This is a genomic window from Chthoniobacterales bacterium (assembly GCA_039930045.1).
In the GTDB taxonomy this organism is placed as follows: Bacteria; Verrucomicrobiota; Verrucomicrobiia; order Chthoniobacterales; family DASVRZ01; genus DASVRZ01.
Map to the genome: position 1 here is coordinate 25,208 of JBDSQB010000023.1, position 19,827 is coordinate 45,034.

At 58.4% G+C, this 19,827-nt stretch carries 21 protein-coding genes; 8 read left to right on the forward strand and 13 right to left on the reverse strand.

The features are described 5' to 3' along the window. Positions 1–93: 93 nt before the first annotated feature. Complete coding sequence (locus ABIT76_15440) at positions 94–876, forward strand: DUF4405 domain-containing protein (protein MEO7934542.1); 783 nt, start codon at positions 94–96, stop codon at positions 874–876. Continuing rightward, positions 873–2,228 carry an Nramp family divalent metal transporter gene (locus tag ABIT76_15445; protein MEO7934543.1) on the forward strand — a complete coding sequence of 452 codons (1,356 nt, stop codon included), beginning with the start codon at positions 873–875 and terminating at the stop codon, positions 2,226–2,228. Before ABIT76_15440 ends, ABIT76_15445 begins: the two co-directional genes overlap by 4 nt. 200 nt (positions 2,229–2,428) lie before the next feature. Here the strand turns inward: ABIT76_15445 and pstB are convergent, their stop codons facing one another. The 7 genes from pstB to ABIT76_15480 all read right to left on the reverse strand — a co-directional run bounded on the left by pstB (position 2,429) and on the right by ABIT76_15480 (position 10,590). Next, positions 2,429–3,199, reverse strand: coding sequence for a phosphate ABC transporter ATP-binding protein PstB (gene pstB, locus ABIT76_15450; GenBank protein ID MEO7934544.1), 771 nt, complete (start codon positions 3,197–3,199; stop codon positions 2,429–2,431). An 81-nt stretch (positions 3,200–3,280) separates the two neighbouring features. Beyond that, positions 3,281–4,315 (reverse strand): phosphate ABC transporter permease PstA, encoded by a 1,035-nt coding sequence (pstA, locus tag ABIT76_15455; GenBank protein ID MEO7934545.1) that lies wholly within the window; start codon positions 4,313–4,315, stop codon positions 3,281–3,283. Between the two features lie 3 nt (positions 4,316–4,318). Continuing rightward, positions 4,319–5,923: a phosphate ABC transporter permease subunit PstC gene (gene pstC, locus ABIT76_15460; GenBank protein ID MEO7934546.1), complete on the reverse strand. Its 1,605-nt coding sequence runs from the start codon at positions 5,921–5,923 to the stop codon at positions 4,319–4,321. Positions 5,924–6,074: 151 nt separating this feature from the next. Further along, complete coding sequence (locus tag ABIT76_15465) at positions 6,075–6,890, reverse strand: phosphate ABC transporter substrate-binding protein (GenBank protein ID MEO7934547.1); 816 nt, start codon at positions 6,888–6,890, stop codon at positions 6,075–6,077. 77 nt (positions 6,891–6,967) lie between these two features. Further along, positions 6,968–8,518, reverse strand: coding sequence for a putative porin (locus ABIT76_15470; GenBank protein MEO7934548.1), 1,551 nt, complete (start codon positions 8,516–8,518; stop codon positions 6,968–6,970). 124 nt (positions 8,519–8,642) lie between these two features. Then, positions 8,643–9,335: a response regulator gene (locus tag ABIT76_15475; GenBank protein ID MEO7934549.1), complete on the reverse strand. Its 693-nt coding sequence runs from the start codon at positions 9,333–9,335 to the stop codon at positions 8,643–8,645. 220 nt (positions 9,336–9,555) lie between these two features. Beyond that, entirely contained in the window at positions 9,556–10,590 is a 1,035-nt protein-coding gene (locus ABIT76_15480; protein MEO7934550.1) for a lipid A deacylase LpxR family protein, read from the reverse strand. A gap of 173 nt (positions 10,591–10,763) precedes the next feature. Between ABIT76_15480 and ABIT76_15485 the strand changes: the two genes are divergently transcribed. The 5 genes from ABIT76_15485 (at position 10,764) to ABIT76_15505 (ending at position 15,359) form a co-directional block, all read left to right on the forward strand. Further along, complete coding sequence (locus tag ABIT76_15485) at positions 10,764–11,828, forward strand: sialidase family protein (GenBank protein ID MEO7934551.1); 1,065 nt, start codon at positions 10,764–10,766, stop codon at positions 11,826–11,828. An 82-nt stretch (positions 11,829–11,910) separates the two neighbouring features. Further along, on the forward strand, positions 11,911–12,987 hold the full coding sequence (locus tag ABIT76_15490; protein ID MEO7934552.1) for an alanine--glyoxylate aminotransferase family protein: 1,077 nt from the start codon (positions 11,911–11,913) through the stop codon (positions 12,985–12,987). A 24-nt stretch (positions 12,988–13,011) separates the two neighbouring features. Beyond that, entirely contained in the window at positions 13,012–13,479 is a 468-nt protein-coding gene (gene lspA / locus ABIT76_15495) for a signal peptidase II (GenBank protein MEO7934553.1), read from the forward strand. Positions 13,480–13,519: 40 nt separating this feature from the next. Further along, positions 13,520–13,954, forward strand: coding sequence for a hypothetical protein (locus ABIT76_15500; protein MEO7934554.1), 435 nt, complete (start codon positions 13,520–13,522; stop codon positions 13,952–13,954). 76 nt (positions 13,955–14,030) lie between these two features. Continuing rightward, a complete protein-coding gene (locus ABIT76_15505) occupies positions 14,031–15,359 on the forward strand; it encodes a CCA tRNA nucleotidyltransferase (GenBank protein MEO7934555.1) in 1,329 nt (442 codons plus the stop codon). Here the strand turns inward: ABIT76_15505 and ABIT76_15510 are convergent. Continuing rightward, positions 15,348–15,719, reverse strand: coding sequence for a hypothetical protein (locus ABIT76_15510; GenBank protein ID MEO7934556.1), 372 nt, complete (start codon positions 15,717–15,719; stop codon positions 15,348–15,350). The two genes, ABIT76_15505 and ABIT76_15510, sit on opposite strands and share 12 nt — an antisense overlap. Before the next feature lie 13 nt (positions 15,720–15,732). Continuing rightward, entirely contained in the window at positions 15,733–16,329 is a 597-nt protein-coding gene (gene wrbA / locus ABIT76_15515; GenBank protein MEO7934557.1) for an NAD(P)H:quinone oxidoreductase, read from the reverse strand. A 57-nt stretch (positions 16,330–16,386) separates the two neighbouring features. On the opposite strand from wrbA, the gene ABIT76_15520 reads away from it, so the two are divergent. Next, entirely contained in the window at positions 16,387–17,343 is a 957-nt protein-coding gene (locus ABIT76_15520) for a LysR family transcriptional regulator (GenBank protein ID MEO7934558.1), read from the forward strand. On the opposite strand, the gene ABIT76_15525 is transcribed toward ABIT76_15520, so the two are convergent. From ABIT76_15525 to ABIT76_15540, 4 genes are read right to left on the reverse strand one after another with little or no spacing between them, the layout of a single operon-like run. Next, positions 17,318–17,794, reverse strand: coding sequence for a DUF4864 domain-containing protein (locus ABIT76_15525; GenBank protein ID MEO7934559.1), 477 nt, complete (start codon positions 17,792–17,794; stop codon positions 17,318–17,320). The genes ABIT76_15520 and ABIT76_15525 overlap by 26 nt on opposite strands. Then, positions 17,791–18,102, reverse strand: coding sequence for a DUF971 domain-containing protein (locus tag ABIT76_15530; protein ID MEO7934560.1), 312 nt, complete (start codon positions 18,100–18,102; stop codon positions 17,791–17,793). Before ABIT76_15530 ends, ABIT76_15525 begins: the two co-directional genes overlap by 4 nt. Before the next feature lie 6 nt (positions 18,103–18,108). Then, the gene (locus tag ABIT76_15535) at positions 18,109–19,296 is read right to left on the reverse strand and encodes a deoxyguanosinetriphosphate triphosphohydrolase (GenBank protein ID MEO7934561.1); all 1,188 of its coding nucleotides are present in this window, start codon (positions 19,294–19,296) and stop codon (positions 18,109–18,111) included. Between the two features lie 13 nt (positions 19,297–19,309). Beyond that, positions 19,310–19,606: a hypothetical protein gene (locus tag ABIT76_15540; protein MEO7934562.1), complete on the reverse strand. Its 297-nt coding sequence runs from the start codon at positions 19,604–19,606 to the stop codon at positions 19,310–19,312. Positions 19,607–19,827: the final 221 nt, after the last annotated feature.

Here is a 19,827-nt window from a genome sequence, read left to right on the forward strand (position 1 = left end):
CAGCCAACTAAAGCCACTGCTAATCGGCATCTCTTTGGCGCGGTGGCTTCCGGCATCATGCTCGCGGGCTATTTGTTTAACGCCATCCTCTAAATGAAACGAGGACTCCTTAATCTGCTTATTGACCTGCTGGCCGCAATCGCATTGCTGGTCATGATCGCAACAGGTTACATTCTGCGCTTCCCGTTGCCGCCAACCACGAATCGCACGCACGAGTTGTGGGGGTTGTCGCGACACGAGTGGGGGACGGTTCATTCATGGGCAAGTATCGGTTTGCTGGGGGTGTTGTTACTACACGTTATCCTGCATTGGGAGTGGATATTAACAACGATCCGCCGTCGTTTCGCAAGTACTAACAAGGCTGTGTCCAGGCAAAGGTTTCTCGCCGGGATCATCACGCTGGCGGTGCTTGTGATGGCGGGTGGATTGTTTGCCTGGCTAACGCGCCTTGGTGTTAGGGAATTGGATACTCCGTTGCATCCCTTGCGCGGGCGCACGGACGTGATGACTCTTCCCGCGGTCATTTTGCCGACTAACCTGACTGTGGTGCGGACAGTGGATTTTCAGAGGGACGTGCTCCCGGTATTTGAAGCCTCCTGCATCGGCTGTCATGGCCCGAAGAAGAAGCGTGCCAACTTTCGCGCGGACCGGCGGGAGAATTTCTTCGCGACCGCAAACGGGACGCCCCTCATCGTGCCGGGTGACGCCGCAAAGAGCCGGCTCATAGCCATCGTTTCCGGCGAAGTGAAGGATATGAAATCCGCCGAGGATCATCTCCTGCCGCCATCTGAAATCGAGCTTCTGAAGACCTGGATCAACGCGGGTGCGGACTGGCCAAGCAAACAACCTGCAAATCAATCCACGAAAAACCCATGAGCACGCCTTCGACACAATTTGCCGTTGCCTCGCTGAACCTCAGCGCTACGGTTGAAGATGTGAAGGGAGATAGCAGTGTTGCACATCGCCCTCCAGCGCGTGCGACCAAATTACGTTCCTCGCGATGGTTTGGTTCCGGACTCATCATGGCGGCCAGTGGCATCGGCGCGAGTGACATCATTACCGCCACAGTCGGAGGGGCAACCTATGGAGTAACGCTCTTGTGGGCGCTGGCGCTCGGGGCATTCTTCAAATTTGTCCTGAGCGAGGGGCTGGCCCGTTGGCAACTCGCCACCGGCACCACGCTGTTGGAGGGTTGGGCATGTTACCTTCCGCGCTGGGTGCTGGCTGTTTTCATGGGCTACCTCGTCCTATGGGCGATTGCGGTGAGCGGCGCACTCGTGAGCGGCTGCGGATTGGCGATTGAGAATATCACCCGCGGTGCGGTTCCACGATCTTGGGGTGCGCTCGCACAAGCGGTCGTTGCGTTCGGGTTTATTTACGCAGACCGAACCGGTGGATTTTCGCGGGTGATGAAGCCCCTCATTGTCGTCATGTTCATCAGCATCGTCGTATGCGCCGTGTTGACTTTTCGCGAACCGGTTTCCGCGCTCAAAGGATTTCTTGTTCCCCGGATTCCAGCCAATGGCGGTGCTTATGTGCTGTCCATTATCGGAGGCATCGGCGGATCGTTGACGCTGCTGAGCTACAACTATCTTTTGCGTGGTGACAATAAAGTCGACCCGGCCAACCTTCGGAGCGTGCGGATGGATCTCGCGGTGGCCTATCTGTTCACTGCGGTATTCGGCGTCTCGGTGATGCTCATCGCCAATCGGGTCTTCCACTCGGCGGGTGTGGCCATCACGGATCGGGAGGCCGTCTCACGCATGGCTGGGCTGCTCGCGGAAATCACGGGGCCGGCCGGCTTTTATATTTACTCGATTGGCTTCTGGGCTGCGGTGCTGGCTTCGTTGATCGGCGTGTGGCAAACCGTGCCAACCATCTTCGCGGATGGCTCCAGCCTGCTCCGGCGGATACCGCAATCGGCGCGTGACGCCGCGATGCAACCGTCGTCATGGCAATATCGAACGGGGCTGGCGTTCATGGCGCTGGTGTCCGTTCCGTTTGCGTTCCTCGGACGACCGCTGCTGGTGGTGGTGGCGTTTACCATCATTGGCAGTCTGTTCATCCCGTTTCTCGCCGCCACGCTTCTTTATCTGAACAACCGTGCCCCGTGGCCCGGGCCCATCCGACGCAACAACGCGGCAACGAACGCGGTGCTCGTGCTCGTATTGCTGCTGTTCGCAGTGACGGGCGGGCTGGAAATTTTCCGCGCTCTTTCGAGGCCATGAATTGATGTCCGGCCCCTTCTGCGTCGGCGGCGGATTCATCATCGTGCCCGCCTGCTCTACGTCACATGAGCGTCCACCTCGCTGCTCGTTATCTTCCTCATCTCGCTCTCCGGCGGCGCGGCGCACGTCGCGCACGGCCAGCAATTTCCCATGCCGGTCACCGCGCTCAACTGAGCTGCCACAGTTGAGTTAGGTTCGACTCAGCCGAAGCGGCCGGAGATATAATCTTCAGTCTGCTTCTGGGCGGGGTTGCGGAAAATTTTCTCGGTCTGGCTCATTTCAATGAGGCGGCCGAGATAGAAAAAGGCCGTGATGTCGGAGCAACGGCTGGCCTGCTGCATGTTGTGCGTGACGATGACTATGGTGTATTTCTCGCGCAAGGTGGCGATGAGTTCCTCGACCTTCATCGTGGCTATCGGATCGAGCGCGGCGCACGGTTCGTCCATCAGGAGAATCTCGGGTTCCACGGCAATGGCGCGGGCGATGCACAGACGCTGCATTTGGCCGCCGGAAAGTCCCAAGGCGCTGGAGTCGAGACGGTCTTTCACCTCATCCCAGAGGGCGGCGCCGCGCAGGCTTTTTTCCACAATCGGATCTAACTCGGATCGGTTGTTTTTGCCTTGGAGACGCAGGCCGTAAACGATGTTTTCGTAGATCGACTTGGGAAACGGATTCGATTTTTGAAAGACCATGCCGACGCGTTTGCGGAGTTCCAATACACTCACACTCGGATCGAAAATGTTCACGCCGTGGATGCGGATTTCGCCGCTGTCCACGCGGGCGATGGGCACGAGGTCGTTCATGCGGTTGAAGTTCCGCAGCAGGGTCGATTTTCCACAGCCAGACGGCCCGATGAAAGCGGTGACTTTTTTCTCCGGAATGCTGAGGCTGATCTCGTGCAGCGCCCGGCTTTTGCCGTAGGAAAAGCTCAGTTGATCGACTTCGATGATATTGGGTAACGGCTCGTTCATGATCGGTGCGATGGCAGAGGATGTGGTCCGGGTCGTTTCCATAGTTTTAGAGAAAGCAGGCATGGTGGCGAGGCTGGAATTTTACCATTTGTAAGCTTTGCGCAGCCGCGTGCGCAGAACCATGGAAGTCATGGCGATGGAGGCGACGACGAGGAGGAAAACGAAGGCCGAGCCGTATTGCATGCGCTCGGTAAATTCATTTTGCGGAATCTTCGAGCTGACCACGTAAATGTGATACGGCAGCGCCATCACGCCCCGAAAAAAGAAGTCGGTGACGTGCGCCAGTCCCTGCCAGGGAAGCTGGTCGGTTTTTACAAAAGCCGCCGTGAACATGATCGGAGCGGTCTCGCCGGCGACGCGGGCGATGCCGAGGATCGACGATGTGAGAATGCCGGGCAGCGCATAGGGCAACACATTGCTGCGGATCGTCTGCCATTTCGTGGCGCCAAGCGCGAGCGAACCTTCGCGAAAGCCTTGCGGCACGGCGCGGAGCGATTCCTCGGCGGCGGTGATAATCACGGGCATGACCATAAACGCCAGTGTGAACCAGCCGGCAATGAGCGAGACGTTCCACTTAAAGAAAATCACGAACATGGCAAAGCCGAAGAGCCCGAAGACGATGGACGGCACGCCCGCGAGATTGAGGATGGCGAGGCGCAGGGTTTCGACGATGCGACCAGAGCCGCCGTATTCGCTGAGATAAATCGCCGACGACACGCCGAGTACGAGTGCGATCACCATGGAGCCGACCACGAGCAAAACAGTGCCGACGATGCAGGGAAAAATGCCGCCCGCCGAATGCGCGACCGTGCTTTCATTGGGATCGTTGACGGTGCGAGTGGCCGTAAACTGGCGGTATTCCGTGTCGCCGAGTTGCATCGGTTTTCCTTCAAACTGGAAGACGTGGAGCGTTTCCGGCGACTCGGTGAGAAACGGGATGTCGATGAACGGCGGCGACAGTTTCACGACGGAGCCGATGCCTTTGAACGTGATCGTGAGCAGGATGTAAGCGGAAAAAATCAGGACGACATAGGTCGCGACGCGGAAGAGCCAGAAGACGATTTTTTCCACCGTGAGAATGGCGGAGCTTTTTTCCTGAAAGATGTGGGCGCTCATGATTTAGCCGATGGAGATTTTGAAGCGGCGGACGATGCGCTGTGCGAGGAAATTGATCCCGAGCGCGAGCAGGAAAAGCAGGATCGCGACCATGAACAAGGCGCGGTAATGGATCGAGCCGGACGGCACCTCGCCCATTTCCTGCGCGATGATACCTGTCATGGTGTGGACGGGCTGGAAAAACGCGCCGAGGCCCTCGGTAAAGTCGGGGATTTTGATGCGGTTGCCGGCGCAGAGGAGAACGACCATGGTTTCGCCGATGACGCGTCCGAAGCCGAGCAGGACGGCGGCGATGATGCCGGAAAGCGCGGCGGGAATGATGATTTTGACGAGCGTTTGCAGCTTCGACGCGCCGAGCGCGAAGGAGGCTTCCTTGAAGTGGACCGGGACGTTGTTGATCGCGTCCTCGGCCAGTGAAAAAATCGTCGGAACCGCCATCAGCCCGAGAAGAATGCCAGCGGTGGTGGCGTTGAGGCGCTCGGCAATCGGGAAGAATGAAATCCAACTCAGAAAGTGCCAGCCGGAGATGGCCCGGATGGTTTCGCCGAGGATGGCGACGCCGAAGAAACCGAGGACGACGGAGGGAAAGGCGGCGATAAATTCGATCGCGGGTTTGATGTAACTCGCCTCACGATTTCCTGCGATTTGGTTGACGTAGATCGCGGCGCTCACGCCGAGCGGCACGGCGAGCAGGAGCGCGATCACGGAAACGAAAAGTGAGCCGACAAAGAGCGGAATCACCCCATACCAATCCTGCCAAAAACTCGCGGTGAGCCATTCCGGATGCGTCAGAAAACTGGCGAGTCCATCGAGGTAGCCGACCGGTTTGTCGGGGTTCCAGGCGGTCAGCTCGGATTTGCCCTGATCGAGGTAATCGAGGAAAGCCAGCGTGTCGGTTTTGAAACGTGAGCGGACTTCCAATGGAATCATCTCGTAACCGGGATTGGGCGTGTTAATGAGTGCGATCAAAGTCGAACGCATTGCGCCGCAGAGTTCGGCGTATTGCGGTTCCGAATCGAGAATGACTTTGCGAGCGCTGGGGAAATCAATCACCGGAACGACGACTTTTTCGGCCTGGTCTCGCTTGCCCGCGTCGATGAGCATTTCCTTTTCCTCCAAGCGATCCTGGATCTCGGACGCGCTCTGCTTGATGGTCGCCGCAGCGTCGCCGTAATCGGAAACCAGCCCGCGCAAGGTCTCCGCGGCGTCACTAAATTTGCCGGAAAACTCATCCAGCGGAGCGAGCATCGCGTTGATCTCGTCGAGCGATTTCCCTTGTTTTTGCAGGTCCTTAAAAAGATTCAATCGGGCCGCATTGACCTGGCGTCCGAGCTTCGTGTGGGCGTCCATCCGGGAGCGCATGATGTCCACGTATTCGAGGCCGGCCTGGCGATAGACCTGCAAGTTGCGCCGGTTTTGCGAGATGAAGCCGAAGCCTTCCTTGAAAAGAAAAATGGTGATCAGCGCCAGCACGACGACGGCGACAAACGCGTTGCCGCCGAAGAAATATTTGATCGCCGAATCGAAATCGAGCCCGAGAAAACGAAAGCCCTGCGGCTTCGTCAAGGCATCGCGCATGGTCGATTTGTTGCTCGATGGAGTGCTCATGGAAATCTCGGGACGGTGCAGTTACACACTGGTCAAAACGACGGATTCAAGGCAAGGCAATCCGCCGTTTGGAAACTAATGGGGTTCGTTTCCGCAGAAAAAGCTCGCCGGGTATCGCACCGACGAGCTTTTTGCAGACGAGGATCGCGGCTTAGTTGATCTTGACGAATCCGACTTGTTTCACGATGGCCTGACCGGCAGGACTGAGGGTGAAATTGAGGAACGCGCCGGCCTCACCAGCGGGGGCGCCGTTGGTGTAGTAGAACGTCGGACGGCTGTAAGGCCAGACCTTGGATTTGACATTCGCTTCTGTAGGCTCGGCACCATCCACGGAGACGGCATGAACTCCCGCTTCGTGGCTGTAGGCAATGCCCACGTAGCCGATGCCGTTCGGGTTTTTGGCGACTTCGGCGACGATCTGCTCGTTGCCCGCCAGCTTCTGGGCGGAAGGAGCGTAGTCGCGTTTTTTCATCGCGAGTTCTTTCCAATCGGAGTAGGTGCCGGAAGAGGTGTTGCGGGTGTAAACGGAGATTTTACCAGCGGCACCGCCGACGGCGCTCCAGTCGGTAACGTCACCGGTGAAGATCTGCTCGACCTGCTGTTTGGTGAGTTTTTTAACGGGGCTGTTGGCGTTGACGACGACGGTGATGCCGTCGTAAGCCACGATGGTTGGCTTGAGGTTGAGTCCCTTGGAAGTCGCTGCGGAAATTTCCGCTGGCTTGGCGCGTCGGCTGGCCATGCCGATGTCGGCGGTGCCGTCGATGAGGGCGGCGAAACCGGTGGTGGAGCCTTCGGCGGCAATCTCAAACTTGGTGTCGGGATTGGCGGCCTTGAAGGCTTCGGCGAGTTGCGGAACGAGCTTGGAACCGAGGGTGTCGGAGCCTTTGATGACGACTTTCCCGGCGTGCGCCACGGAGGCGACGCTCAGGGAAGCGAGGATGGAGAGGACGAGTTTGGTGGTTTTCATTGGGTGTTTTTGAGTGGTTTCACGATGGGCCGGAGAACAGCTCCAGCCCATCGCACTTAACCTAGGGACTGAAATAGTTAGAACTTGAAGTTAACGTCGAACTGCACGGTGTTGACCGCGTTGCGATTGGCGAGGCCAAACTGGTCAGCCAGATTGTCATCGAGGTTGTAGGTCACGAAGCCCGTCAGCGCGATGGAAACGGCGTCGGAGATGCCGTAAGTCGTGCCGAACTTAAAGCCGCGGCTGTTCAACTTGCCGAGAGCGAAATCGGAGTCGTTCAAGTTAGGATCGACTGCAGCGAGACCGGTTTCGCGGTAGTTGGCGAAAATGGTCCAGGCTCCCTGTCCCTTGCCCGCGCCGATTTCCAGACCAGCCAGCCACGCCATGGCGTCCTGGTCGGTGAAGCTGCGCTGCTGGGTTGTGGCGATTGGCGTGCCGACTCCGGTGCTGCTCGGAAGGAGCAGGCCAAACCCGTAAACGTCGTCATAACGCTTGTGGCCAGAGGTGTTGTAAGCAAAATCCCAATAGAACCGGCCATTGAGCGAGCCGATCGGGAATTTGAATTCGCCGGGTGCGGTGACGATGGCGAGGTCGCGAGTTTCTCCCGAGACATTGCCCGTGGAAACGGTGACTGCGCCGGTGACTGGATCTTGCGTGAAGTCAGCGATGCCGTCGTTGTTCGCATCGATGCGGCCCGAAGCTCCGGTAAAGGCAGTTTCGTTGTTCGCCTGAATGTCGCCGCCGACGTCGGCTGCGTTGTAGATCATGAAGCCGGGCGCAAAGGTCACGGACGTTTTGCTGTTCACCTCATAGCTTGCGACGAGCTGGCCCACGAATTGGAAGCCATCGTTCTTCGCATCGCCATCGACAGCAGCCTCGTTGTTGTTGGTCTCGTAAACGAGCTGACCTGCAACGAGCGAGAGCTTGAATCCACCCCAACTGCTGCCAGCGGTGGCCCCGGTGAAGCTGGTGACGGTTTTGCCATCCTTGCTATAGCTGGAAGGACTGCCCGCACTGCCTTCGGACTTGAACGCCTTGTCGAAGGAGATCGACTCGGTCAGACCGTAAGGGCTGATGTCCGGGTCCCAGACGAGGTCGGTAGTGTAGAAAGGATTCTTTTGCTTGCCTGCAACGACGGTCGCCCAGTCGCCGATATTAAGACCGAGGAAAACGCGGTTGATGTAAATCCCGGAATCGCCGTAAGCGGGCTGCACGGTTTCGTTGGCCGAATCGGAAGCTTGGCCGGTCTCAACCTGGACGCCGCCGAAGAAGTTGTTGGTCAGGCGGAAGTCGGCATTCAAGCGCAAGCGATAACGGAAACGGCTGCGTTGCGTCACGTGCTCGGGACCAGCGGTCTGCGCCTGCTGGTCGTCATATTGATAACGGAGGCGGCCGTCGCCATAGAGCTTCAACTCGGTCACGGGACTGGAAATGTTCAATTTTCCGGCAGACGAGGATTGGAAATCCTTCACCATGTCGGCGCGGAGATCTTCAGCTTCCTGATCATTCAGGATGCCTTTTTGCACCAGCTTGTCGATCAACGGACCGCTGTCCTGGGCATGTAGTTCACTGTTAATGAAGGGAAGTGCTGCGGCAGCTGCCAGCAACAAACGTGGGATACGAATCATAGGTTTTAGTTGGTTAGGGTTTAGGCAAATCGCAGGGGTTGGCAGCGACTTGGACAAAGATTTAACGCAACCGTGAAATAGCGAAACACCGGAATTGTTACAATCACGTGACGGAAACTCGCTCTCACACTTCCGGCAAAATCTCGCCAATCCGATAGCCGAAACCCCGCACCGTCTCTAGATACGCCCCATATCGCCCCAACTTCTCGCGCAGCCGCCGCATGTGCGTGTCCACCGTCCGCGTGTCGATCGCCGCCTCATAACCCCAGACATCGGAGAGCAACCTGTCCCGGCTCTGCACCCGCCCCCGGCGCTCGATCAGGATCGAGATCAGCTTAAACTCCGTCGCTGTGCAATCCACCGGACGCCCCGCCACCAGCACCGTGTGCTTCGTGCGATCCACCGCGATTTCGCCCGCCACCAGCCGGTCGGGCACACTGCCGGGGGCATTTCTCCGCACTACCGCATTCACCCGCAGGACAAATTCCCGGGGACTAAACGGCTTCACCACATAATCATCCGCGCCCAACTCGAAACCGACGATCCGATCCACCTCCTCCGCCTTCGCCGTGAGCATGATCACCGGGATGCGCGCCAGCTTCGGATCACTCTTCAGCACCCGGCAAATCTCCAGGCCCGACACTCCCGGCAGCATCAGATCCAACACCACCAGCGCGGGCATTTCCTCCCGGATCAGCGGCAGCGCGGCCGCTCCGTCGGCCACTGTCAGCACCGTGTATTTCGCCTTTTGCAGATGAAACGCGATCAGGTCCGCCACATCCACTTCATCATCGACGACAATTATTTTTTCGCTCATTGGAGGTCAGTTGCCCCACCGTATAGACCGCCCTTTTTCAGGAGCAAGAGCAAAGAAAACTCCCTGTCTCACACGTCGCCACCGTCCCGCAGCCGACTTCCATTCGACTCCAACTCCCGCTTTTACGAGGGGAACGCCTGAGTCGAATGCGACTCCCCTCACCGCTTTCACCGGCTCTTTTGGCCCGGTTCCGTCACGCAAATGTTACATTCGCGGGCCGCTAGAAACTGACGTTGATCGACACCGTGCCGAAAACCTGGCCGCCGCCTTGCTCGGAAAATTCCTTCGTCCGATAGACCAATGCGTAGGCCAGCTTGGTGTTGCCATAGTTCACCGCGACTCCCGCGCTGAGGTCGCCGACCAGCCATTCGCGATCGACCGACTGACTGTTGGCGAAGGTGTTTCCATCGAGAAAAATGTTGTGCGCCACGACGCGTCCATCCGCCCGGGCAAACAGATAGAGACCCAAGTCAAACCGGGAACGCGTCGCGCTTTCACGTCCATCCACCGGAGTGGAAGTCGTCGCGCTCGGCCCAATCGCGGCGGTGCCAAAATCATCCGGCAAATTCACGCCCACACGCAATTCCCCACCGAGATTGGCGTAAGTCTGCACGTTGCCTAGGGCGAGCCCGGCGTGTGGAATGAGTTCCCAATTGATGCCTGCGCGTTTCTCGTGCTTAGGCCAGCGCCACTCGCGCTCGTACACGGCGATCAGACCCAGCTCGTTGGAAAGCTGATTGTCCCAGCCATTTGGATGAGCGAAACCGCGGGCGTCGTGCACCAGCCGCTGCGTCTCCTGAGCGTAGGACCACGAACCGACCACACCCACATTGAGCACGAGTGTGTTGCGAACCTCGGCGTCCTTCCAGGCGACTCCGACTCCGATGTAAAGCCAGCCCGCATAGGGACGATCATTCGGCTGTGGCTCGTAAGTCTCGGTATTGTCCGGCGTGTAAATGTTCTGGCCGAGACCGAAAAGGAGGTTCTTCTGGTAGGCCTTTTCGTTGATATAAGGCAGGGCATTGAAGAGCGGCAGAAACGGCGCCGCATAGGGCGAATCGCTGTAATTTTCGAGGTTGCCGGAACTCCATCCGACTTTCACTCCACTGGTGTAATAGCGATCCGTGCCCGCAAAAAGATCGTTCTCCATGTAGAGGCTGACCGTGCCTGGGGACACCTCCTTGTCTGCCGCGTGCAATGACAGGTGCAAGAGCGTGGTAAAAGCAGCAGTGGCGAGAAGGAGGGAACGATTCATGGGGACGGAGAGTCACAGGCCCACCAAACGAGCGCAAGGGCTAATGCCAGACGGAACGCGAACCGTTCGCGAGAAAAATGTGAGTCAAGTTGCAGTCCAATAGGCGCTTCCGCCCTTTGCGTGAAGCCATTTTTTGATTTCGTTTTGCAGCGGAGTTCGATAGGAATCTCGGAATGTTCACGTTGTTAGTCGGAACGAAAAAGGGGCTCTTCATTCTCAACAGCCCAGATCGGGGCAAATGGGCGATCCGTGGTCCGTTTCTGCCGGGGAAATCCATCTACCACGCCGTGCGCGATCCGCGCAGTGGACGCATTTTTGCCACGTCGAATGACGCTTGGTTCGGTTCCGAAATCGTGTGGTCGGATGACGAGGGCGCGACTTGGACGCCGGCGAAAAGCGGTCCGGCATTTACCGAGGAATCGGGCCAGAAGCTCGACCTCATCTGGCACATCGAGCCGGGTCCGGCGTCAGCTCCGGGCGTCGTTTATGCGGGCGTGGCTCCGGCGGCGCTCTTCCGCAGCGAGGACAACGGTGTGACGTGGACGGAATTGACTGGACTCACATCGCATCCCACGCGCGACCGCTGGCATCCCGGTGCGGGCGGGCTCTGCCTGCATTCGATCCAAGTCGAGCCGCAAAATCCACTGCACCTCTACGTCGGCATCTCGGCGGTGGGCGTTTTCCGCAGCGACGACGGCGGGCAGACTTGGACGACGAAAAACCGGGGCACGCGGGCCGATTTCATGCCCGACAAACTCCCGGAGTTTGGCCAGTGCGTGCACAAATTGCTTCTCTCGCCCGCCGATGGAACGACGCTCTTTCAGCAGAATCATTGCGGCGTTTATCGCAGCACAGACGGCGGCGATAGCTGGCAGGAAATCACAAGCGGACTTCCATCCGACTTCGGGTTTCCGCTGGCGGTGCATCCGCGCGAGGCCGGCACGATCTATGTGCTGCCGTTGCAGGGCGGCGAATTTCGGTGTCCGCCCGAGGCGAAATTGCGCGTCTTCCGCACCCGCGATGCCGGTGAAACCTGGGAGCCGCTGACGAATGGTCTGCCGCAGGAAAATGCGTTTCCCAATGTCCTGCGCGAGGGCATGGCGTCGGATTCCGGCACGCCGCTGGGGATCTATTTCGGGACGAACACAGGGAAACTCTATGCCTCCATCGACGAGGGTGACACCTGGCGCGTGATCGCCGACAACCTCGCACCGATCAATTCGGTGTCCGCCGGCTGAGTCGAGTTCCGTTCGACTCTGGAACTGCGGGTTATTTACGCTTGAGAGTTCGGGCTCGGCGTTTAACCTTGCGATCCTTTCTATGACGCCACACATCAAGCTCTACATCCCCGGTCCGGTCGAAGTCTCGGCCAAAACCTCCGCCGCTTTTACCCTGCCGATGATCGGCCATCGCAGCGCGGATTTTAAGGCGCTCTACGAGTCCATTTACACGCAACTCCAGACGCTTTTCTACACGAAACAGCCGGTCCTGCTCTCGACCTCCTCGGCTTGGGGCGTGATGGAAGGGGCGATCCGCAACCTCGTTTCCAAGCGCGTGCTGAACTGCATGAACGGCGCATTTTCCGACAAATGGCTCGATGTCTCGAAGCGTTGCGGCAAGGAGGCCGACGGGCTGCAAGTCCCCTGGGGCCAGCCGATTCTGCCGGAGCTGCTCGATGAAAAACTCGCGAACGGCGCCTACGATGTCGTGACGGTGATTCACAATGAAACGTCCACCGGCGTGATGAGTCCGCTGAAGGATCTCTGCGCTGTGGTGAAGAAATACCCCGATGTTTTGTTAGTCGTGGACACGGTTTCGTCGTTCTCCGTCGTGCCGATTCCGATGGATGAATGGGGCATCGACGTGTTGCTCACCGGCAGCCAGAAAGCGCTCGCCTTGCCGCCGGGTTTGGCTTTGTTTGCGGTCAGCGAAAAGGCCTATGCGAAAGCGGCGACGATGAAGGATCGCGGCTACTATTTTGACTTCGTCGAGTTTAAGAAAAACGCCGCCGAGTTCATGACTCCGAGCACTCCCACGATCGGGCACATCTACGCGTTGCGCTCGAAGCTGGAGGACATCTTCGCCGAGGGAGTCGAGGCGCGTTATGCCCGCCATGCGACTCTGAATGCCATGGTCCACGACTGGATCGCGGCGAACGGCTTTGAGTTCTTTGCGCCGGAAGGCTACCGCTCGAAGTCGCTCACGTGCGTGAAGAATAATCGCGAGCTAGACATCGCCGCGTGGATCAAACGCACCCGCACGAAACACAGCTTTGTCTTCGACGGCGGCTACGGCAAAATCAAGGGCACGACCTTCCGCATTTCTAACATGGGCGACGAAACCACGGAGTCGATTCAGGCGGTGCTCGACGGCTTGAGCGATACGCTGGAAGGTTAGAAAACAACCTAACTCCGCTCTAACATGAAGTATATTTTCGGATTGTTAGTGCCGTTCTATGCGCTCGACCAGCTCACCAAGCTCTGGGTGAGCCGCAGGCTGGAGTTTGGCGGCGAGGAAACGATCATCCCGGGTTTCTTCCAGCTCGTCCATTGGGGAAACACCGGCGCCGCCTTCAGCATGATGCAGGGCCAGGGCTGGTTTTTCATCGTTCTGGCGACTGCCGCCATCGCGACGATGTCCTGGATGGCCTGGAAAGGTCATGTGCGCGACACGCTTTCCAAAGTTGCCTTTGCGCTGCTCGCATCGGGCATTCTCGGCAACCTCACCGACCGTCTCGTGCACGGGCACGTGATCGATTTCCTACTCTTCTATCTGCACGTTCCTTTTGCGAATCCGTGGCCGGCATTCAATGTCGCCGACAGTTGCATCTGCGTCGCCGCCGGGCTGCTGATCTGGCAATCGATTCGCTCAGAAAAGATTTCCAAATAAAAAGTGAACAGATTATATTGAAGACCGTCTCAACATCATTATGAAACTCATCACCAAACTCACCCTCCTGCTCACCTTAACCGCCGCCCCGCTTGCGCTCATTCATGCGCAGGACGCGTCCCCGGTTCCAGCTGAATCCTCCCCGTCCACCAAAGTCGCCCAAGCTCCCAAGGCTGTTCCTTTCCGCGGCACCGTCAGCGCTGTTGACGCTGGTGCGAAGACGTTCACCATCTCCAGCAAAGACGGCAGCAAGGTCCGCAACTTTAGCCTGTCTGCCGCTGCGAAAGTGACCAAGGATGGCAAGGACATCACTCTCGCCGACGTGAAGGCCGGTGATTATGCCCGCGGTTCAGGCGTCAAAGTTGACGAGAACAAGACCGAGGTCAACTCCGTCAAATTCGGCCCTAAGTCCGCTGAGGAAATCGCTGCCGACCAGAAGAAAAAGGAAGCTCGCGAAGCCAAGAAAAAAGAATAATCCGAGTTAGACTCAACTCATCAGGCACCGTGGAGAAACCCTTCACGGTGCCTTTTCTTTTCTGCTAACCTTCCCCATGTCCTCACGCCCAGAAGCCGCCGCCCGGCGCATCGCCGCTCGCCTGCACGAGGCTGGTCACATCGCGTGGCTGGCGGGTGGGTCTGTGCGCGACCAGTTGCGCGGAGTCGCGCCGCACGACTTCGACATCGCCACGAACGCGCGGCCGGAGGAAGTGCAGCGATTGTTCCCGAGAAACGTGGCCGTCGGCGCGCAGTTTGGCGTGATCGTGGTGCTCTATGGCGACCTTTCGTTTGAGGTTGCCACCTTTCGCTCCGACGAGGCTTACGTCGATGGACGGCGGCCGAGTTCCATTCGATTCACCACGGCTCGCGAGGATGCGGCGCGGCGCGATTTTACGATCAATGCCATGTTCTACGATCCGGTCGCCGATGAAGTCGTCGATTACGTAGAAGGCCGCACCGATCTGGAAAAGAAAATCATCCGTGCGGTCGGTGATGCGGGCGCACGGTTTGCGGAAGATAAACTGCGTATGTTGCGGGCGATCCGTTTTGCCACCACGCTCGACTTCGAGATCGAAGCTAGTACCTGGGCGGCGCTCCAGTCGAATGCGAGTCAAATCAGCGTGGTGAGTGCCGAGCGCATTCGCGATGAATTGCTGAAAATCTTCCGTTCGCCGCATCGTGTGCGCGGTCTGGATTTGCTCGACCAGAGCGGATTGTTAGGAGTCATTCTTCCCGAAGTCGCCGCACTGCATGGCTGCGAGCAACCGCCGCAATTTCATCCCGAGGGCGACGTCTTTGTCCACACGCGGCTGATGTTAGAAATGCTCGCGCCCGAGGTGCCGGATTCGATTTTTCTCTCAGTGCTTCTCCACGACATTGGGAAGCCGCCGACGTTTTCCTTCGACCCGGAGGAGGGCCGTATTCGCTTCAACGGCCACGACGCCGTGGGCGCGCGCATGACTCTGGAAGTGATGCAACGGCTGCGTTTTTCCAATGAGGAAACCGAGCGCGTCGTTGCCGCGGTGGCGAATCACATGGTCTTCAAGGACGTGACCAAAATGCGCGTGTCGAAGTTAAAACGCTTCATGGCGCGGCCCGATTTCGACCGCGAGATCGAGTTGCATCGCGTCGATTGCGGGAGCAGCCACGGCGATTTGACTAACATTGAATTCTTGCGCGAAAAAGCGGAGGAATTTGCCAGCGAGCCGCTCATTCCCCCACCCCTTATCACTGGGCGCGACCTGATTTCACTCGGACTCCGGCCCGGACCGGAGTTCAAATCGATTCTGGAAATGGTGGAGACGGCGCAGTTAGAAAACCGCATTTCCACTCGTGAGGAAGCGCTGCAACTCGTCCGTGAACAGTTCGACTTAGACTGTTAGCAATCCGGCAAACGACGCCCAGTAACGGCGCAGAAGAAAGAGCGCCAACACCGAGACCACAATCGCCATCGGCAATCCTGCGGGCGCCATGAAGACGTGGAAGAGAACGATGTTAACAATCACCGGACCTAACAAAGTGAGCCCGAGTGGAATGCAGCGGCCCGACAACAGGAGCAAGCCTCCTAACACTTCCAGCGTGACGATGACGTTTAGGTAATGCGTCGTAAACAGCGCGCCCATGAAGGCGGCGGCCTGCCCCGTCGGCGGCGGCATCGGGATGAAGTGCAGGAAGATGTTCAATCCGAAGACGGTGAAGATGAGCCCGAGCAAAACACGGGCGATGATGGTGGTGATTTTCATTTGAGTTAGAAGGTTATCTGCGGAGTTTGGACGCGATCTCAGCGACGTGTTTTCCCTGGAAGCGGGCCATGGCGAGTTCCTTCACGGAAGGCTGGCGCGAGCCGTCGGGGCCAGCGATGGTTCCCGCGCCGTAGGGGCTGCCGCCCTTTAGTTCGCTAATGTCCGTGAGTTCGGGGCAGGAATAAGGCAGGCCGACGTAAACCATGCCGTGATGCAGCAATGTCGGGATGAAGGTTAGGATGGTGGATTCGTTGCCGCCGCCGGTGCCGGTGCTGGTGAAGACGCTGCCGACTTTGCCCACGAGCGCGCCAGACATCCAGAGGCTTCCGGTTTGATCGAGGAAATTGCGCATCTGCGCGGCCATGTTTCCGAAGCGGGTCGGTGTGCCGAAAATGATCGCGTCGTAGTCGCCGAGTTCCTTGGGCGAGGCGACGGGCGCGCCCTGGTCGAGCTTGGCGCCGTGTTGCTGGACAGCTTCCTCGGACATGATTTCCGGGACGCGTTTGATGGTGACTTCGACATCGCTGACAGAGCGCGCGCCCTCGGCGATGGCACCGGCCATGGTTTCGATGTGGCCATACATGGAGTAGTAAAGGACGAGTAGTTTCATGAGCGCAGCCTAAGTCCGGTTTTCACGCGGTGGAAATATCATCTTTCTTGGCTACTCATGCCTTTAGGGTATGCTCGGGCGATGGAACTGCGCCACCTTCGCTATTTTGTCGCCGTGGCCGAGGAGGAAAATGTGACTCGTGCCGCCGCGAAGCTGTACGTCTCGCAGCCCGCGCTGAGCCGTCAGATTCGCGACTTGGAGAATGAACTGGATCTGCTCCTTTTCCAGCGCGGCGCGAAGACGGTGCGACTGACAGCGGCGGGCCGGATCTTTCTCATTGAGGCCAAGGCCGTGCTGGAGCGGGCCGAGGCGGCGATTCGGAATGTTCACGAGGCAGCGGGCGGTTTGAATGGAGAAATCCACGTTGGCTATTCGCCCTCGCTGACGGTGCAAATTCTCCCGCGCGCGCTGCGAGTCTTTCAGGAGAAATTTCCCGCCGTCCGAGTCACGCTGCACGATCTTTCCAACGGCGAAATGATGACAGGTCTGCGCGACGGCCAGTTGCATCTCGCGCTGACCGCCCAGCGCGAGCGAGCCGCCGGACTGGAGTCGCGCTTGATCGAAAGTTACGAATTGAATGTCGCCGTGCCCCCGTCGCATCCGCTGGCGCAAGCGGGTGTGATCACTCTTCACCAGCTCGCCGCCGAACGCATCATCGGCTACACGCGCAAAAATTACCCCGGCTACTATGCGCATCTGGGGCAGCTTTTTGGCACCATCGGAAAGAAACCTAACATCGTCGAGGAGCACGAGAGCGTGAGCAGCCTGATGGCCGCCGTGGAGGCTTCGCGCGGAGTATCGCTGGTGCCGAGTTGCATCGCCTGCATGGCCGGGCCGCGCCTGACTTTGCTAACCATCGATCCGCCGCAGCCGGAGATTGCCGTGAGTGCGATCCATCTCGAGGGCGTCCTGCCAGCGGTCGTGAAAAACTTCATCGCCGCCGCCCAGAGCGAGCCTTCTGAAAAGCTAGTGGTGCGCGAATCGCGGCTTACGTCCGCGGCTCGCCGCCGGTGAAATCAGACTGGCCTGTTCGCAGCATTTGCACGCCCTCGATCTTCCATTTCCCCTGCTCTTTTACAAACGTGTAGATCATCGGCACAGACTCGCGGCCATTGCTCACATAGATCATCGCCGAGGCCCGCACATTTGCCGCAAACTGGGTCTGGCCGAAATTCAGCCGGCCCGAACGCGTAAGATGCGGATATGTTTTCCTAACCATTTCGCTGAATTGATCGAGCGGAAATTTCTGCCGGATGCCGCTGGCCGCGTAAGTGTAGGCCGTGGGAAAATCGTTCCGCCGAAACGCGGAAATCTGACTCTCCGCCAGACTGTAAAGTTCCCGCGGGTTTTCCGGCGGGACTAACACAGCAATCACTTTCTCGGAACGCAATATCCAGATCGATAGAAACCCGGCAGCCACTCCGAGCGCGGCGCCGGAGAGCCAGGAACGCGGACGCCAGTTCATGGCGCAGCCTCCGCCAGACGCCGGAGATATTGATAGGAGTAAATGCCAGTCGCATGGCCGTCGGCCCAAGTGGGCTGCCAGCCGTAGCCGCCGACGTTTTGATGGCTGCGCAGGCTGAAACTATTCGGCTGATAAATCACCTCGGGCTGGAGCACATGGCCGAGAACATCGGGTTCGCCGCCGCAGGTCGCGCAGGGGCAGGCGCGACGGAGATATTCCAGCGCCAGATAGCTTTCCGTGCCGTCGGACCAGGCAAAGGCCACCTCGCCGCCGATGGGCTGGATGTTGGTTAATTCAAGTCGCGCCATGTTAGATTATTCCGTAAGTCGACTCGAGTGGATTTCGCGTCCGCCACGCAGCGCGCGCAGCATTCCTTCCTGGAGAAACAACTTCTGGTGCTCCTCCATCAGGTAGCGATCCGTCATGCCGGAAAGATAGTCGCAGATGGTGCGATGCAGGCCCTCTTTTTTCACGCGGGCAGCCGCCGCTTTTCCTAACAAAGCCGGGCACGACACGTAGGCGTTGAAAACATTGCGCAGCATGGTGCAGGCGCGTTTGTTAACATCGGCCACCTTCGGATGGTAGTAGAGATTGTGGTAAAGAAATTTCCGCAACTGCTGCGTCGCCTTGCGCATGATTGGACTGTAACTCACCAGCGGCTTCTTCTGATTTCTAACATCGTCCAGCGAGGTTAGTTTCGCCTTCTCGATCAGCTCGGAACTCATCAAAATCACGTCCTCCACCAGCCGATCGATCAAGCAGCGGATCACGAACGTCCGAAACTCCGCGCCCTTCAGCTTCGGATAATCCTTCTGCACGAGGGCGCTCGTGTCGCTCCAGAGCGTGATCTTTTCCAGTTGATCCACGGCCAGCAGATCGAAGTCCATGCCGTCGTCGAGATCGTGGCTGTAATAGGTGATCTCGTCGGCGATGTTAGCAATCTGCGCCTCCAGCGACGACGAGGTGCCGGGCTTTGCTCCAGAACGAAATGCCTCGTGTTTGCGCAGACCTTGCAGCACCTCGGAGGTTAGATTGAGACCGGGGAAACGCGGGTATTTGTTTTCCAATAACTCGACCACGCGCAGGCTTTGCTGATTGTGCTCAAACCCGCCGTGCTCGTGCATCAGTTCGTCGAGCATTTCCTCGCCGGAATGCCCAAATGGCGCGTGCCCGAGGTCGTGAGCGAGCGCGATGACCTCGGCGAGATCCTCATTCAACGAGAGCGCGCGGGCTATCGTCCGGCTAATCGAAGCGACCTCGATGGTGTGCGTCATGCGCGTGCGCAGATGGTCGCCAGTGCCGTTGAGGAAGACTTGTGTCTTGTATTCGAGCCGGCGAAAAGCGCGTGAGTGGATGATTCGGGCCCGATCTCGTTGAAACTCGGTGCGAAATGGGTGCGACGCTTCCGGGTAATGCCGGCCTGCGGACAGTGCCGACTTCTGGGCATACGGCGCGAGGGTGGCCAGCTCGATCTCCTGATATTTCTCGCGGGTGCGCAGCATGTTGGGCCGCAGTTTACTCGTCTTCGGGCTGGGTGAGAATCTGTTTTCTCAAGCGCCGCTGTGCCTCGCGACCGGCCTTGCGCACGACGAGCAAATCGTAGGCGGCGAGGAGAAAAATCAGGATCGTCAGCCACATGCAGGCGAACCAGAAAATGAAAAACCAGACCACATGCGTCATCAGCCACGGCGCGAGAAACGTCGAGCCGACGAAGAGCATGACCAGCGCAACAACGACAAAAATCGAGAGCGCATGACGTCGCTGCGTCTGGTCGCGCACAAGCCCGAGGCACACTTGGAGGAGGAAACGCACCCGGCTAACTTTGCCGCGAGTCGGGCTCGAATCAAGAACCGTGTGAGTCGGGTTTGGCTCCGATCTTTGTGGATCTCGTTCCCAAACTCCGTTTGGGAATGCCTTGTCCCCGAAACTGTGTTTCGTCGGGGAACTTCGCAGCAGGGAAACTGGAGTTTCCGGAGCAAGTGCGTTCCCAAACTGGAGTTTGGGAACGAGGAAGCCCCAATCAACCCGCGAGG